The organism is Mucilaginibacter sp. 3215 (genome assembly GCF_050433785.1).
Lineage (GTDB): Bacteria > Bacteroidota > Bacteroidia > Sphingobacteriales > Sphingobacteriaceae > Mucilaginibacter.
Genome location: NZ_JBNPWO010000025.1, coordinates 16,441 through 33,626, shown reverse-complemented (window position 1 = coordinate 33,626; position 17,186 = coordinate 16,441). Strand labels below are relative to the sequence as shown.

The window sequence follows — 17,186 nt, the reverse complement described above, 5'->3', positions numbered from 1 at the left end:
ACCTTTGGGCCCTATGCAGCAGGTGGTAAATTTAAAGGAAAGGATCATTTTAGGTATCGACCCCGGCACAGCCGTTATGGGTTACGGACTGCTAAAGGAAACCGGCCCTAAAATTGAGCTACTTGCTATGGGCGTAGTAAAAATGCCCGTTACAGACGATCATATGCTTAAGCTGCAGCGTATCTTCGAAAAAACCGTCGCCCTTATAGATAACTATCACCCCGATTGCCTGGCTATTGAAGCTCCTTTTTACGGCAAAAACATACAGGTGATGCTGAAACTCGGTCGCGCCCAGGGAATGGCCATAGCCGCCGCATTATCGCGCAATGTCGAGATCACCGAATATGCTCCTCGTAAAATAAAACAGTCTATAACCGGCAATGGCAGCGCCACCAAAGAGCAGGTAGCGGCCATGCTGCAAAGCCTGCTGAAATTTAAAGAAACGCCTGATTTTTTGGACGCTACAGATGGTTTGGCTGTGGCTGTTTGCCATTCATTTCAACGGATCCCTACAGGTTCGGGTAAGGCTGGAAGTAAAAAATCATACTCCGGTTGGGATACTTTTGTAAAGGATAATGCTAAGCGGGTTGTGAAGTGAGATGAATTTGAAGTAGGATAATAAAAGAAGCGTCATTGCGAGGTACGAAGCAATCCCAAAACTATACAGGGCGGACCTGCTAATCGGGGATTGCTTCGTACCTCGCAATGACGCTGTTATGTTTTGAATATTTCGCCCTTACGGCTTCACCACACTCTTCACATATTTATCCACCCGCCCATCCTTAATCATCCCTTTCCAGTTTAAGCCGAAGCCGAAATCATATTTATTGCCCTGCTCGTCAACATAGCATTTCATATCGTGCGGCACATCCTCAAACTGGGCTTCAACGGCTTTCATATCCACCGGCATTTGCAGCGGTAACAATGCAGATGGCTCTGCTTTACCGGTCATGACATCAAGTGACGCCTGGCCTTGCACGCCGAAATCAACAATGATGGCATTGGCATCCTTTTCAAATTCAGCAAATACCATCGGATTGCTCATATTAACAGATACAATAACCGGCTTCCCTTTCATTTTGGCATAAGTATCGGTAACCATAACCAAATCGGTAACATTAATAGCAGTGCTTGACTTACCCTTGTAAGTACGGTTTGTAAATTTCTCCAGCGGATCGCCGCCTGCTATACTGGTTGCGCGGGCATCGGCAGCAGTATAGGCACCGTATTGCAGGTTAACCGGTACATAACCTGTTCCGCCGTTTTTGGCGTCAGCGCTGTTATAACCGCCGCCACTGTTGGGGCTGGCTATGAATACCAGGGCATAATCGGCCTCATCAGGGTTATCGGTTACTTTAAAATACTTTTTAACAGTTTCCATATTTACCGGGTACTCCAATTTTTCAGGTGTTTCCATGCCTAAAAAGTTCCTGCCTGCCGGTATGAATTTTTTAGGAACATATACAGTTTTGCCGCTTTGTAAAGGCAAAATGTTTGCCTTGTTTTTCAGCATCACTATCGATTTAAGCTGCGCCTGGTAACCGGCATCCATAAACTCAGGCTTACCCACTACTTGTTTGGAAACTTCAGGCTCCAAATAAGGGTTTTCAAACAATCCTGTTCTGAATATATTGCGCAATAACCTCACTGCCGACTGCTCAAACCTTGCCCGCATAAATGCTTCACCGTGTTCTTTTACGCCAATCTGGTAAGCTTCGGTAACAGGAGCTACTTCATTATTGCCGCCAAACTGGTCAACACCGGCCATCAGCACTTTGTAATGGCGCTGCGCTATAGAAAGCCCTTCAACACCCCATGACTTACCCGAAAGGAAGGAATCAACGGTAGTTTCATCGCCGGTAACCAGCCAATCGGTACAAACTACGCCGTCATATTTGTATTTTTTGCGGAGCAGATCATTAATGATATACGAATTATAGTTGTTGGCTACATTTTCATGGTTTTTAATATCCTGATTATAGGAAATGGTATAATAAGGCATTACCGCCGCGGCCATGCCGGTTTTACCTTGCAGCTTAAATGCGCCCTCGGTAAAAGGGATCAGATGCTGTTTAAAATTATTCCCAGGATAAACGGCATACTTACCATAAGCATAATGCGCATCCCTGCCGCCCTCACCGGCACCACCACCGGGCCAGTGTTTAACCATAGCGTTTACACTGTTATATCCCCAGCCATTTTTAATTTCCTTTTCGGCAGCCGAAGTCTGGAAGCCATCAATATAAGCACGGGCCATATCGGCAGCTAACTGCGGATCTTCGCCAAAGGTACCGCTAACGCGAGCCCAGCGCGGATCTGTAGCAATATCTACCTGTGGCGAAAGCGCTGTCGAGATCCCCAATGCCCTGTATTCCTGTGCTGCAATGTGGCCGAAATTTTTTACCACTTCAGGATCAAAGGTTGCGGCCAATCCAAGCGAACCAGGCCACATGGAAATAGCGCCGCCTGCCCCTGCATTATATTCGGCGGTAGCTACGGTACCATGTCGTGGGTCGGAGCTATTATTATTCGGAATGCCCAAACCCAACCCTTCCACAAATGCCTGCGCATTGTTATTCCATTGGGCTGCTATTTCAGGGCTTTGTACCGAGGTTACCAGCACATGCCTTACATTATCCTTAGCTAAAAATTGCTTTTGTTGATCCGAAAGATCAGACGCTTTGGCACCGCTTTCAGCAAAAACTTTATTGTTATAAGTACCGGCGAATGGCCCGCCCGCTGCCGCCGGGATTGGTTGATGACGGCTGTACAACATCAACCCGGCAATTTGCTCAACACTCATTTTTGAGGCAAGGTCTTTGGCACGCTCATCAACCGGCAAGCGCCAGTCTTCATATTTATCAAGCTTCCCGTTCTTGTTCAGGTCTTTAAAAGCAAAGCCATCAACGGTTAATATTTTCACACCCGATGTGGTAGCGTAGCCCAGGTTTTGCCCACCTGTGTTAGTAACAAAAGCAATATCGCCTGCTTTTCTTTCTGTCCATTTGTTTTGTGCTATAACAGCGGTTGCCGGCAGCAGGGCCAGCAGGGTTATCAGTTTAATAGGTTTGGCCATGATCATTCATGATTCGGGTTAAAGAAAAAAGCCCCTGCAAAAAATATGCAGAGGCCGGGGTTGGTTTTACTTTAGTTTTAGTTCTTTTATGGTTTGTTCGGGCAGCAGCGCTTTGTTTACCTTTTCAACAGTGATATCTTTAGCAAGGCTGAAAGATGCCGTTTCTTCTATTTTGCGCGATGATGAGCCTATTTTCACTTTATAGCTTCCTTCATCAGCTATCCAGGCCTGCCTGTCGGTATAAAACGAAGCCAGATCTGCCGCTTTGATAGTAAACGTTAAGGTTTGAGATTGGCCCGGTGCCAGCAGCTTTGTTTTACCAAAAGCCTTCAGTTCATCTTCCGGTTTATCCAGGTCCTTTTTAGGAGCAGCGAGATATAGTTGCACCACCTCTTTACCGGCAACATCACCGGTATTTTTAACAGTAACCGAGGCAGTGATCATGTTTTTGAAAACCTTCGAACTCAATTTCAGATCGCTGAATTTAAAATTGGTGTATGACAAGCCATAGCCAAACTCATAGGCCGGGGTAACTTTAGCGGCATCGTAATAACGGTAGCCCACGTAAATACCTTCCTCATAGATAACCTGTGTTGGTTTACCTTCGGGTGTGCCGGGGAAATTATTAGCCGATGGCACATCTTTATAGTCGGCAGGGAAAGTAGTTGCCAGTTTGCCCGATGGGTTTACTTTACCGCTCAGCACATCCGCAATGGCGTTACCAGCTTCCAGGCCAGGCTGCCAGGCTAATAAAATACCATCTACCTTATCGCGCCAGGTGGTAACATCAACAACACCACCTACGTTAAGCACAACAATTACCTTTTTACCTTTAGCATGAAACGCGCTGGCAACACCATTGATCAATCCTTTTTCGGCATCGTTTAAATAATAATCGCTTTCCAATTTTCGGTCAGCACCTTCGCCTGCGTTACGGCCTATCGTGATCAGGGCTTCATCGGCACCATTAGCTTCTTCGCCTACGATAGCGTTTACATCCATTTCGGGTATTGGGGCAGGATGGTCAAAAAAGTTTTTAGGTTTTGGCTGTTTGGCCTTCATATCAGTGAGGTACGCTTTGTAATTATTGGAAAGCGTTTCCTGTAACTTGAAGTTGGCATTCGCCAGACCCTGCATTAACGAAATGGTATAGGCTTTGTTCACATCGCCGCTGCCGGTACCGCCTGCAATAATATCATACGAGGTATTACCAAACACTGCTATCCTTTTACCAGCACCAAATGGCAATGCGTGTTCGTCATTTTTTAAAAGTACCATGCCCTGCGCGGCGGCCTCGCGGGCTACAGCAGCATGACCGGTCAGATCAGGCGCATCCGAGTATTTATATTTTTTGAACGTTGGCGACTGAACTATCACATTCAGGATGCGCTCAACATTGGCATCAAGTTGCTGAGCGCTAAGCTTCCCGATTTTTACAGCAGCCACTATGTCATCGGATTGGGTTGGGTTACCCGGCATCAACAGATCGTTGCCTGCTTTCATCTGTGCTACGGCATCTTTACCGCCAAACCAATCGGTCATCACAAAACCTTTAAAGCCCCACTCCTTTTTAAGAATGGTAGTGAGCAGGTCGAGCCTTTCGGAGGTAAAAGTGCCGTTCAGTTTGTTATATGACGACATCACTGTCCATGGCTGCGCTTTTTTCACCGCGATCTCAAAACCACGCAAATATATTTCGCGCATGGCACGCTCGCTTACAATGGTGTTGATGGAGTTACGGTTGGTTTCCTGATTGTTAGCCGCATAATGTTTAATAGAAGTACCTACTCCGTTCGATTCGATACCGTTGACAATGGCCGCGGTCATACTGCCGGCCACTAAAGGATCTTCAGAATAATATTCAAAATTTCGGCCGCCGAGCGGGTTACGGTGAATGTTGAGGCCCGGCGCCAACAAAATATCCACGCCGTATTCGCGCACTTCGTTACCAAAGGCAACGCCTACTTTATTTACAAGCTGTGTATCCCAGGTTGAGGCCAGCAAGGTGGCAACCGGGAACGCCGTAGCATAATAGGTTTTTGATTTATCGCCATTGCGGATAGGCTCGATCCTTAAACCAGCCGGACCATCAGATACCGTGATAGACGGGATGCCTAAACGTGGAATAGCATGGGTACGACCGGCTGCTCCGGGCACTTTTTCGGGAATATTATAAGCATCCGGATCAGACGGAGGCAATTTAAAACCACCTATATCAATAGCTTCGGGCTTTTTACCCTTTATCGGCGGCGGTACGCCCGGCATCTTAAAACCCATTCCCACAACAAGCTTCGATTTTTCTTCGAGTGTCATGGCAGCAACAATCTGCTTTACGTTTGTTGCGCTTAATTGTGGGGCAGGGCTTTTGCTTTGGGCTTGTACTGCCTGGTGGATGCCACCGGCAAATAAAACGCATGCTAAAGCAACGTGTAGTTTGTAGCTCGTTCTCATTTTTTAAAATTAAATAGGTTAAAGGGGCTAATTGGCGATAACGACAGCAACGAAAACATACTCTTTGTGTCATTATTACACAATAGTAAAAATTAAGTTTTACAATAGCAAGTTTTATCGATGAATAGATGAACAATACGGATGGGAAGGAGAAATTGGACGATAAAATGGGACACTGATACACCTACCTGTTATTCTGAAAGATAACGAAGAATCTTTTCAAGATGCAGAGCCGCATACAGGGTGAAGAAGATACTTCGTTCCCACCCATGACATGTTAAAAAAGGCGTCTTCGTCAGCAGGTAAGCTTCGGGCGAAAACGGGCGGAACAATGGTAGCCTTGAGCGAAGGAAAAGGGCATAGCAAGTTTTTGCGGAAGCGTTGGACATGTGTGTGCGAAGCGGGGCAAAATAATTGCAGCCCGTGGTTCTGACCGTTTTGCAGGGCAAGGCCGGCGCGACGGGTTGTGGAGTGGGTGAGCGCAAAGAAGCCTCCCTGCTGACTTGATTTATTCGTTAAGTATATGTTTTAATAGGTACTCATGAGCTCGTTTCACTCGGTTTTTGGGTACTTTTGTATCAAGACAAAAGTACCTGGCCCCGCGCGGCCAAGAGCGCGACGATGTAAGTTCATTACAACAATAGCTGTTACCTGCCTGTGGGAGATTGCTTCGTTCCTTATGATGACGTAATTGCAAGGCGCTGATTATTAAATATATTTTCTGATCTGTTTTGTAATATGGGCGTTGCCTGTGGCCCGCGCTATCCGCTCATACTGCACCAAGCCTTAGCCACGTTGGCCGGTATCCGCTACTATCGCTAACGCAAAAAAGAGAAAATTTGAACTTTAGCCCTACGCCAACACCTCTTCCAATACATCTGCCGATTTGATATTGCCAAACCCTTCAATGTGCATGGCATAATATTCCAACAGCTTTTGTACCAGGTAGCGGCGTTCATCGTTGCTTAGTTTAAGCAGGTGCATATCTTCAAAACTGGTTTGCAATACTAATCGAAAATTATTGGTATGCGGGGGCGAGAGATAGGAAATGCTCTCGGGCTTATAGCGGGTGAATTGTCCATTTTTTATATCGAAATAATCAGCTTCAGCCGCCATGTAGCGGTCGGGGTAAAAACCGAGGTAACGGGTTAGGTGGGTTAAAAATATTAGGTGAAAGTTAGCAACACTTTCGGTTTGATGATCGAGCCATTCAATGGCGCTGAAAATAAAATCGAACAGGTTCTCATCCGGCGATTGCTGTTTTATGGCTTTATACAGCACCTCATTTAAAAATATGGCTATACAGCTCTTAATCACATCGTAAGGGATACTGAGCAATACCGGCGCATTCTTTAATTCGGAAATGCGCTGCAAGCTGCCTGTATTTTTGTGATAAACCACCAGATCTAACAAATGCAGGGGTTGCAGCATGTTCCTGCCTATCTTAGCCTTGGGCTTTTTAGCACCATTAATGATGTACGATTGCAGACCAAATTTCTCGGTAAAGATCTGTACGATCACACTGCTTTCACCGTAATCGGTAGCCCTGAATATGATACCCCGGGTTTTATGCAGCATGCCTTATCAATAAAATGATCTTCGGTAAAAAAATAACTATCCCGGTTATCAGCGCGAACAATGCAGCCACAACAACAGCGCCGGCAGCTATATCTTTTACATGCCCCGCTTTTTCGTTATAAGTAGGCGAAACAAGGTCGGTCAGTGTTTCGAGCGAAGTATTGAGTAATTCGGTGATAAGCACTACTGCAATGCAGGCCGTAAGCCAAAGCCACTCGGCAGTTGAGATCTGAAAAAGTAAGCCCAGGATTACGGCGATCGTTCCGGCCACCAAATGAAACCTGAAGTTAGGCTGGGTTTTAGCAGCATACCCCAAACCCTTAAACGCAAAACCAAAACTGCGTACCAACCTTTTCATGTTCAAAAATACAAAGTTTAGGCACAAAAGCGGATAGCGCATTTACAGCGCTCCTGCCATAGGTATGGCACCAATAGCAAAGGACATAATACAAGTGTTCAATTTTTAAAAAAACCGGTGTTCAACTTTTTCTTTCACCAAAATACAAAACCCTGATTATCAACACCAACCCGTTCAAATATCCAAAAACAGCCAATCCAACAAAACATAACTCACTGATTATCAGGGTCAATATTTTATAAAAAAACAACAAGTGTTCAGCCCTAAAAAAGTTGAACACTAAACGCCGCAAATAAATCAGCTAATGGCATATAACCCGTTACCCGTTAACTCATTGTCACATTATCACTATCATTAATAGGCAGATAACGCATTTTTTGTAGTTTTGCGCCTCTCTTTTATATATTGTTAATAATGTTCTGGAAACATGTAGCTTCTGCAATTCTTAAAAACAGGCTGATAATTTTTATCTGCGTTTTAGCGCTGAGTGCCTTTATGGGCTATGAAGCGTCGAAGGTAAAAATCACCTTCAATGGCGGCAAAGTGCTTCCGGTTACTGATTCGGCGTTTATCCGCTACACCGAGTTTAAGAAAACCTTCGGGCAGGATGCTTCATCGATGGTTATCGGCATTAAATCGCCCAATATTTTTGATAAAGATGTTTTTAACGACTGGTACCGGATTGGCGAACAGTTAAAGAAAATAAAAGGGATCAAAGCTGTGATCTCGGCGGCTAATATCTACAACCTGCAAAAGGACACCCTGCAGCATAAATTTGTATTGAAGCCTTTGGTTACCGGTCTGCTGCAAACCGCCGCGGCTGTTGATAGTGTAAAACAACAACTTGCTTCCATGCCATTTTATAAGGGGCTGATTGTAAGTAACGATGGCCAGAGCACCCTGATGGCCATTACTTTTGATGATAAGATCATCAACACGCCGTTCCGCGTGCCCATCATTAAAAAGATCAACCAGCTTGGGCAGACATTTGAAAACAAGCATAATATCAAAGTACACTATTCGGGCCTACCGCTTATCCGTACCGTGGTTGGCGACCTGGTGGCCCATGAGTTTTCATTATTCCTGAGCCTTTCAGTGGCTATTACCGGCCTTATCCTGCTACTGTTTTTCCGATCTGTATTCCCGGTTATTTTCCCGGTACTGATCGTGATATTGGGTGTAATATTCAGTCTTGGCGTACTGCAAATGATGCATTATGAGATGACACTTTTAACCGGCATCATCCCGCCGCTTATTGTGGTTATCGGGATCCCCAACTGTGTATTTATCCTCAATAAGTATTTTCACGAGTACGGCATCAGCGGCAATAAAATGGCTGCTTTGGAGGTTGCCGTTGAGCGAGCAGGTATCACCACCTTTATAGCCAACGTTACTACGGCTATTGGCTTTGGTGTGTTATGCTTTACCAATAGCGAATTGCTTACCCAGTTTGGTTTAATAGCCTCAATTGGTATCATGGGCACTTTTGGGTTGAGCCTTATTTTAGTGCCTATTATCTTCAGCTTTCTGCCTGCACCAAAGGCAAGTCAAACCGGTATTAAAGACAGTAAACTAATGGATGGGCTATTGGCCACTTTAGATAAGCTGGTGCATACCAAACGTAAAACTATTTATTTAACCACAGCCCTATTGGTTGTCATCGCCATTGTTGGTATGATCAGGATCAATATCAATGGTTATGTGGTTGACGACCTGCCCCAAAGCAACAACACCCTGCACGATCTTAAATTTTTTGAATCGAATTTTAACGGGGTGCTTCCTTTAGAGGTTAGTATCGATACCAAACGCAAAAACGGCGTAATGAACTTAGCCACCACCCGCAAGGTGGAGAAACTGGAAAAACTGATTTCCTCCTACCCTGAATTTAGTCGCTCGGTATCATTGATCCAAGTGTTGAAATTCAGCACGCAGGCATTTTATGGTGGCAGCCCTGAGTATTACCGCCTGCCCGATGGGCTGGAGCAAAATTTTATCCTCAACTATGCCGGCAACTCAGGCAAAGGTACAAGCGGCCTGCTGAAAACTTATCTCGACAGCACCCACCGCGTTACCCGTGTCACCTTCGAAATGGTTGATGCCGGTTCAAAAAAAATGAATACCGTATTAGCTGAATTGCAGCCCAGGATCGATTCTATTTTCAACCCGAAGAAGTTCCATGTTGAGCTAACCGGCTCGAGCATCATATTTATAAAGGGCACCAACTACCTGTTGAAAAACCTATATGAAAGCCTGGCCTGGGCTATTGTACTTATTGCGGGCGTAATGTGGATCCTTTTCCGGGGTATAAAAATGATTGCCATATCGCTTGTGCCAAACCTTATTCCTCTTGTTATCACAGCGGGCATCATGGGCTTTTTCGGGATCCCGCTTAAACCATCAACCATATTGATTTTCAGTATTGCCATGGGTATCTCATCCGACCAGACCATTTATTTCATTACCCGTTACCGTCATGAATTACGTCACAGTAAAAAAAGTATCTCTAAAATAGTTTCAGACACTATCCGCGAAACCGGTGTCAGCATGATCTTCATTGCTACTGTGCTGTTTTTTGGGTTCGGTATTTTCGCGATATCAAAATTTGGGGGCACCGTTGCTTTGGGCGTATTGCTATCCATTACCCTGCTGGTGGCTATGATCAGCAACCTTACTTTGCTGCCTGCGTTTTTACTCTCGCTTGAAGGCGGTGTTGACCGCGACAAGATCAAAGGACCGGATATTGAGGAAGCTTAAAACAATCGCATATCTATGGCAGGCATTTAGGCCCATAACTAAATGATTTAAGTACAATTCCTTTTGGCATAAATAAATACTGTACATTTATTTATGCCAAAAGATGAGGTTACCGATCTACTTTTCTTTATGAGAACCTTCCCTTCCGAAGTGCGGGAGCGCGCTTTATGGCTGCGCGATTTTATATGGGACTTGTACCCGCAGGCCAATGAACTTATTTACGATAATTATAATGCATTGGCCGTGGGCTGGTCGCCTACCGAAAAAATGAGCCATATATTTTGCTCGTTTGCCGTATACCGGGGCATTAATTACAACACCCATTTTGGTTTTTATTGGGGCGCCGAGCTTTCTGATCCGCAAAAATTACTTATTGGTGAAGGCAAGCAGTATCGCTATTTGCTGGTGAACGATATTGAAGCTTTTCCGCAGCAGGGAATAAGAAAGTTGGTAGACGAAGCCTGGCAAAATTCGCTGGCAAAAGTTAAAGATGCCAAACAGCTAACCCAGGGTAAAACCATTGTAAAAATGGTATCTGATAATAAGAGAGAGAAGAAACTTAAAGTCCCTAAGAAGTAACCCACTTAAAGTTACAAATCTGTGAAGGCTTTACAGGTCATAATATTCCTGGCTCTTATGTCTAAAAGTCTCGATTTTCTTCCCGCGCTCATCCCCTAAATACCTGCACTCATGTACTTTATCTTTTAACTATATAATAGTTTTTGTTGCTTTGATAATAATTCGGCAGCAAGCAAATTGAAACAACAGGTAACTATATCACTTTATTGGAAATGTCAGCTCATTGGCTGGTCGGTTGCGGCGCTTTACTGGGGATATACCGGCTACAATCAGCCGGGCTTTAACTGGTGGTTAAGCATTCTTCAATTTACTACCGATGTTGCAGTTTATATTACCATAACCCACCTTTACCATCGCTTCGCTGTAAAATTGGGCTGGCAAAACCTCGGATTAAACAAATTATTACCCAGGTTAGTACCCGCAGTCGTCGTATTGGGGTTGGTTTACCTGTTTGTAACTGTTTCAAAGGTTTACCTTTTCAGAGTGTGGTTTAAACCGGGCTTCTCGGAAGCGTTCGGTGATTTTTTTGATTTCTACCGGGATAGCATTTTCGTGGCCGGGGTACGGTTAATGTCCATCTGGCTACTGGCTTACCACATGTACCATTACTCAAAACGCGAGATCAGCATTGCCAGAGAAAATGCCCGGCTGGCGGTTATTACGCGCGATGCGCAGCTTAACAGCCTTTCGGCACAACTTAACCCGCATTTCTTATTCAACTCTTTAAATAACATTAAAGCTTTGGTTATTGATGATCCCAAATCGGCAAGACGGGCAATCGACCTGCTGGCCGATCTGCTGCGGAACTCCCTTTACAGCGGCGACAAACAAATGATCTCCATAAAAGAAGAGCTGGAACTTGTTAAAGATTACCTCGAACTGGAAAAACTCCGGCTTGAAGAGCGGCTACAGTATCACATTGAAGCGGGCGATGAGTATCATAGTATGCTTATTCCCCGCTTGTGTATTCAAACGCTTGTTGAAAATGCTATAAAGCATGGCATCAGTCAGCAAAAACAAGGTGGGCTCATTCGGGTACAACTTATTAATGATCATGACAATTTGATAGTATCCGTAAGTAATCCCGGCCGGTTAAATCCGACGGACGATAGCAGCGGGCTTGGCCTTAAAAACCTAACTGAGCGTTTGCGATTACAATACAAAGACTTTGCCCATTTTACCATCAGCGAAACAAATGGCATAGTAACGGCAACCATTAAAATTCCTGTTTCATGAAAAAGATAATGGTCTTGATTGTTGATGATGAACGCGCTGCCAGAAATGAAATACGGCGACTGTTGGCCAATTATCCAGACTTTGAAATTGCAGGAGAAGCCGCCAATGCCGATGATGCTCTGAAAATAATAAATGACCAAATACCCGACCTCCTTTTCTTAGACATCCAGATGCCCGAAAAATCAGGCTTTGACTTACTGGAATCGTTAGAGAAGGCACCACCGGTGATATTTACAACGGCTTATGACCAATATGCGGTTAAAGCTTTCGAAGTAAGTGCGCTTGATTACCTTGTAAAACCTATCCGCGATGAAAGATTTGAAAAAGCCATAGCGCAGTCAAGGCAGCGCCTGGGTAAAACAGACCCTGCCGGACAGATCTTTGTGAAAGACCATCAGCAATATCATTTCATTCAGTGGAGCTCTGTACACCTTATTGAATCGATGGATAATTATGCAAGGATCTTTTTGGGCGATAAAACGGTGTTCCTGAAAAGCTCTCTTAACCAGTTGGAAGATAAATTGACCAGCAATATCTTTTTCAGGATCAATCGTGCGCAAATTGTTAACAGGCAATACATCCAAACCATAACAACGGTGGATGGCCGTTTAAAAATAACGCTTAGTACAGGTGCTCAACTGGAGGTTTCCGAACGACAGTCTGGCAAATTCAGGCAATGGATAGCAAGTAAGTAAATCAACCAACACATATATAAACAATAAAAAATGATGAGAAAATTATTCTCCCTGCTATTGCTATGCTTTGTTTTTGGCAGCATGGCATCGGCACAAAGCAAAAAAGCTACGGGATCTTACCTTCAGGATAGCGTATTGCTAAAAACACGTGACGGCGCATTTGTTACCGTGATGGTGGCCCGCAAAAAAGGCGTAACCGAAAAGCTGCCAGCTATTTTCCAGTTTACCATTTATGCCCGACGAACAGATTCATTAAAAATTCAGGAAGCTGCAGACAGGGGTTATGTTGGTGTGTTTGCCTATACCCGCGGCAAATGGAACAGTCCCGGTGAGCCGCTGGCTTATGAAACCGACGGCCGCGATGCATACGATGTGATCGACTGGATCAGCAAACAACCCTGGAGCGATGGCCGGGTTGGCATGTACGGCGGAAGCTATAACGGCTTTACACAATGGGCTGCTACAAAGAAGCTTCACCCGGCGCTTAAAACCATTGTACCATCGGCCGCGGTAGCACCGGGGCTTGACGTACCCATGACCAATAATGTGCAAATGAGCTTCGTTTTTTCGTGGACTTATTACACCAGCAACAATAAATTCCTGGATGAAAAAGATTACAACAGTCCGCAATGGAACCAGTTGTACTGGAAATGGTATAATGCAGGCTTAGCTTATCATACCCTTGATAGCCTTACCGGCCGCGGAGTTAACCACATGTTCAAGCACTGGGTAGCACACCCCACTTATGATCAATACTGGCAGGATATGATCCCTTATAAAAAAGAATTTGCAGATATCAACATACCCGTGTTAACAACTACCGGCTACTACGATGGCGGGCAAATTGGCGGCATGTATTACTATCGCGAACATCTTAAATATAATCATAACGCCAACCACTATGTCATCATCGGCCCCTACGGGCATTTCGGTTCACAAGGGCATCCCGATTCGGTTTTTAATGGTTACCGCATTGATGATGCGGCGCGGATCAATATTCACGAAATTATTTACCAGTGGTTTGATTATATCTTCAAAAACAAACCCAAACCTGCTATCCTGAAGAATAAATTCAACTTTGAAGTTATGAGCAGCAACGAGTGGAAACATGTGCCTTCATTAAAGCAAATGAGTAATGATACCCTGAAGTTTTATTTGGATAACTCCCGGTTAAATCCGGTTAAGCCATTGAAGAAGCACTTCACCTCACAACGTGTAGATTTTGCCAACCGGGATAGTATCAGCAGTTATTATTTTTTAAATCAGCTTATTTACGACACGCTGAATACCGGCAGCAGCCTTGTTTTTAAAAGTGATCCGCTCGAAAAGCCTTTAACTATAAGCGGAGCTTTTTCGGGCGTTTTAAAAACCATCATCAATAAAAAAGATATGGACTACCATATGGTTATGTTTGAAGAAATGCCTGATGGCAAATATTTTTATCTCACCTACTTTATGGGCCGGGCGAGTTATGCCACCAACGCCGAGAAAAGGCATTTATTAAAACCCGAACAAATGGAAAGCATTCCTTTTACCAACAGCTATATCACCAGCCGTCAATTCAGCAAAGGCAGCCGTATCGTGATCCTGCTCCATATCAACAAAAGCCCTTTTGAGCAGATCAATTACGGAACAGGAAAAAATGTAAGTGACGAAACTATCAGCGATGCTAAAGAACCACTGCAAATAAAATGGTTTAATGATAGCTACATTAATGTTCCGGTATTGAGGTGAGGAAAGACACGAGATGCCCAGGAAACAAGAGGCAGGGATGAAATATATCGTCAAGTTGTAGAATCCAGACTTACGAAGTTTCAGAAACTTCGTAAGTCTTCACACGTCAAATTTTCCAACTCACAATAATGACGATTTAGTCATGGACAAGCCTTATAACTTCTTAATCTCAATATTCCTGTACCAAACATCTGCGCCATGATCCTGCAATACGATGTGGCCGGTTTTAAAGGTGCCGAAATCGGGCCATTCTTTAAACTTACTACCTGCTACCAGTTTTTTCCAGTTATCATCCCATAGCGTAGTTGACAATACATGCTCGCCATTGATAGTAAAATCAAGCTTGCTGTTATCGCAAACTATCTCCACTTGGTTCCATTCGCCGGCAGGTTTAACTACTTCTTTTGATATGGAGATCAGATCGTACAGATCACCTGCACGGTGCTTGATGAGTTTGCCGTCTTCGTTCTCCTTGTTATCAACAACCTGGCATTCGGGGCCGGTAAAGTAGCTGTATTTATATCTAGTAGTATCTTCCTTAACATGAAACAGGATCCCGCTGTTGCCGCCTTTGGAAATTTTCCACTCCAGCTTCAGGTCAAAATTTTCATATTCACTATTGCTAACCATGTCGCCGCCGTTTTTGCTTTGCCAGTCGCCTTTTTGCGATGCGTCAAGATGCAGTACACCATCTTCTGCTTTCCAGGCCAAACCCGGTGCCGGTTTACCATACGCATGCCAGCCGTCGGTAGTTTTACCATCAAATAATGGCTCAAATCCAGTAGTTGTGACCGCCGTTTTTTTGTTGGTATCGGCAACAACGGTGCTGTCGTTATTATAGTTTTTTGGGGTGGATGAATGGCAGCCGCTTATGGCGATGGCTGTTAATGCTATTAAAAATACCTTGTTCATTGGTGTTATGTTTAATTAGTAAGTTTTAAAGATTTCCCTTTTTGAATTCACCCACCGCATAAGTAGCAGCACGGGCCGTTAAAGCCATATACAAAATTGAAGGACTTTGGTTTCCGGTAGTCGCCATACAAGCGCCATCGGTCACAAACACGTTTTTGCACAAGTGGAGCTGGTTCCATTGGTTAAGCAGCGATGTTTTTGGATCTTTCCCCATGCGCACCCCTCCCATTTCATGGATATCAAGACCCGGCGCCTGTTTGTTTTCGTGCTTTTGAATATTGGTACAGCCGGCTTTCTCAAACATATCAGCGGTTTGGGTTAAAAAGTCCTGGATCATGCGCTCATCATTATCATCATACTCAACCGAAGTGATTAGCAGCGGGATCCCCCATTGATCTTTCTGCTCTTTACTTAAACGCACATGGTTCCTTTCCTTGGGTATGGTTTCGCCCTGCAGGTACATGTAAGCACTCCATCCGCCCGGTTCTGTAAGCGAATCTTTGTAAGCCCCTCCTACCCCGCCTTCGGCAGTTTCTTTTGGTCCCCGGTTACGGTATGCACCCATAAACGTGGTGAAGCCACCTTTATAATCGGTTTCCTGTTTGTGCAGGTTACGATAATTGGCCAGGATCAGCTCGGTTGGGTTACGGCCAAAATAATATCGATCTAAAAAACCATCTATATCGGCGGTAACCGATGCCCGGTAATTTTGAAAGGCGATGTATTTGCCCAGTAATCCATTATCATTACCAAGCCCGTTCGGGAAGCGGCCCGATGTTGAATTAAGCAAAACCAGGTTAGTATTCAATGCCGAGGCATTCATGAAAATGATACGTGCTTTATATATAAGTTCCTGTTTGGTATTGGTATCAATAACTTTTACTCCGGTAGCTTTGCCCAGTTTTTCATCATAAATAATAGAATGAACAACCGAGAACGGCCGTATGGTTAGATTACCTGTTTTTTTGGCCCATGGCAGCGTTGAACTCACTGAGCTAAAATAACCACCGAAGGGGCAACCGCGCATACACAGGTTGCGTGCCATGCATTTAACCCGGCCCTGGTCAATATGGATCTGCTTCGGCTCAGTAATATGCGCCCAGCGGGCATGTACCAGGTGCCTGTCTGGATAGTTTTCTTTTACTTTTTTGCTGATATGTTCCTGCACGGCATTCATATCAAAAGGAGGCAAAAACTCACCATCGGGCATAGCTTCAATGCCATCCTTATTGCCGCAAACACCTATAAACTTTTCTACATGTGAGTACCATGGCGCCACATCATCATAACTAATAGGCCATTCAATACCATAACCAAGCCGTGCCGGGTTTTCAAACTCATACTTGCTCCATCGCTGGCAGGCCCTTCCCCAGGTAAGCGATTTACCGCCAACCTGGTAGCCACGGATCCAATCGAAAGGTTTTTCCTGAATGTAAGGATGATCTTTATCCTTCACAAAAAAATGGGCATCGTCTTCACCATAACCGGCAGCTCGGCTTATCAACGGATTTTCGTCGAGGAAAGCTTTCGTCATAGCCCCGCGGTGTTTAAACTCCCAGGGATCCATAGTTGCGGTGGGATAATCTTTGATGTGCTGCACATCACGGCCCCGCTCCAGCACCAGGGTTTTTAAGCCCTGCTCGCAAAGCTCTTTAGCCGCCCATCCGCCGCTGATGCCCGAGCCTATTACTATGGCATCATAAGTAAACCGCTCGGCGGTATTTTTAGGTTCATCAGGCATAGCTACAATTGGTTATGGTTAATAAACTGTTTAATTGCCAATAGGTTTTATAAAGCTAAAAGCAGAAGGCTT

12 protein-coding genes are annotated in these 17,186 nt (G+C 44.6%); 6 read left to right on the top strand and 6 right to left on the bottom strand.

Going from position 1 to position 17,186, the window contains the following annotated elements; genetic code table 11:
• Window positions 1–13: 13 nt before the first annotated feature.
• Window positions 14–598 (top strand): crossover junction endodeoxyribonuclease RuvC, encoded by a 585-nt coding sequence (ruvC, locus tag ABIC84_RS25325; protein WP_429265386.1) that lies wholly within the window; start codon window positions 14–16, stop codon window positions 596–598.
• A gap of 138 nt (window positions 599–736) precedes the next feature.
• Here the strand turns inward: ruvC and ABIC84_RS25320 are convergent, their stop codons facing one another.
• The 4 genes from ABIC84_RS25320 to ABIC84_RS25305 all read right to left on the bottom strand — a co-directional run bounded on the left by ABIC84_RS25320 (window position 737) and on the right by ABIC84_RS25305 (window position 7,463).
• Window positions 737–3,082, bottom strand: a complete 2,346-nt coding sequence (locus ABIC84_RS25320) for a glycoside hydrolase family 3 N-terminal domain-containing protein (protein WP_429265385.1) — start codon at window positions 3,080–3,082, stop codon at window positions 737–739.
• Between the two features lie 60 nt (window positions 3,083–3,142).
• Window positions 3,143–5,527: a glycoside hydrolase family 3 C-terminal domain-containing protein gene (locus ABIC84_RS25315; protein ID WP_429265384.1), complete on the bottom strand. Its 2,385-nt coding sequence runs from the start codon at window positions 5,525–5,527 to the stop codon at window positions 3,143–3,145.
• Window positions 5,528–6,379: 852 nt separating this feature from the next.
• Complete coding sequence (gene recO / locus ABIC84_RS25310) at window positions 6,380–7,105, bottom strand: DNA repair protein RecO (protein WP_429265383.1); 726 nt, start codon at window positions 7,103–7,105, stop codon at window positions 6,380–6,382.
• A complete protein-coding gene (locus ABIC84_RS25305) occupies window positions 7,095–7,463 on the bottom strand; it encodes a diacylglycerol kinase family protein (RefSeq protein ID WP_426582778.1) in 369 nt (122 codons plus the stop codon). The genes recO and ABIC84_RS25305 overlap by 11 nt, the downstream gene beginning before the upstream one ends.
• 414 nt (window positions 7,464–7,877) lie before the next feature.
• On the opposite strand from ABIC84_RS25305, the gene ABIC84_RS25300 reads away from it, so the two are divergent.
• From ABIC84_RS25300 to ABIC84_RS25280, 5 genes are all read left to right on the top strand, one after another.
• Window positions 7,878–10,217, top strand: a complete 2,340-nt coding sequence (locus tag ABIC84_RS25300; protein WP_429265382.1) for an efflux RND transporter permease subunit — start codon at window positions 7,878–7,880, stop codon at window positions 10,215–10,217.
• Window positions 10,218–10,346: 129 nt separating this feature from the next.
• Window positions 10,347–10,796 (top strand): hypothetical protein, encoded by a 450-nt coding sequence (locus tag ABIC84_RS25295; protein ID WP_426582782.1) that lies wholly within the window; start codon window positions 10,347–10,349, stop codon window positions 10,794–10,796.
• 177 nt (window positions 10,797–10,973) lie between these two features.
• A complete protein-coding gene (locus ABIC84_RS25290; RefSeq protein WP_426582784.1) occupies window positions 10,974–12,032 on the top strand; it encodes a sensor histidine kinase in 1,059 nt (352 codons plus the stop codon).
• Window positions 12,029–12,727 carry a LytR/AlgR family response regulator transcription factor gene (locus ABIC84_RS25285; protein WP_429265381.1) on the top strand — a complete coding sequence of 233 codons (699 nt, stop codon included), beginning with the start codon at window positions 12,029–12,031 and terminating at the stop codon, window positions 12,725–12,727. The genes ABIC84_RS25290 and ABIC84_RS25285 overlap by 4 nt, the downstream gene beginning before the upstream one ends.
• 30 nt (window positions 12,728–12,757) lie before the next feature.
• On the top strand, window positions 12,758–14,461 hold the full coding sequence (locus tag ABIC84_RS25280; RefSeq protein WP_429265380.1) for a CocE/NonD family hydrolase: 1,704 nt from the start codon (window positions 12,758–12,760) through the stop codon (window positions 14,459–14,461).
• A 153-nt stretch (window positions 14,462–14,614) separates the two neighbouring features.
• On the opposite strand, the gene ABIC84_RS25275 is transcribed toward ABIC84_RS25280, so the two are convergent.
• Together ABIC84_RS25275 and ABIC84_RS25270 are read right to left on the bottom strand one after the other, a co-directional pair.
• Window positions 14,615–15,373 (bottom strand): 3-keto-disaccharide hydrolase, encoded by a 759-nt coding sequence (locus ABIC84_RS25275; protein ID WP_090534489.1) that lies wholly within the window; start codon window positions 15,371–15,373, stop codon window positions 14,615–14,617.
• A 25-nt stretch (window positions 15,374–15,398) separates the two neighbouring features.
• Window positions 15,399–17,114, bottom strand: a complete 1,716-nt coding sequence (locus tag ABIC84_RS25270) for a GMC oxidoreductase (RefSeq protein WP_429265379.1) — start codon at window positions 17,112–17,114, stop codon at window positions 15,399–15,401.
• Window positions 17,115–17,186 lie beyond the last annotated feature (72 nt).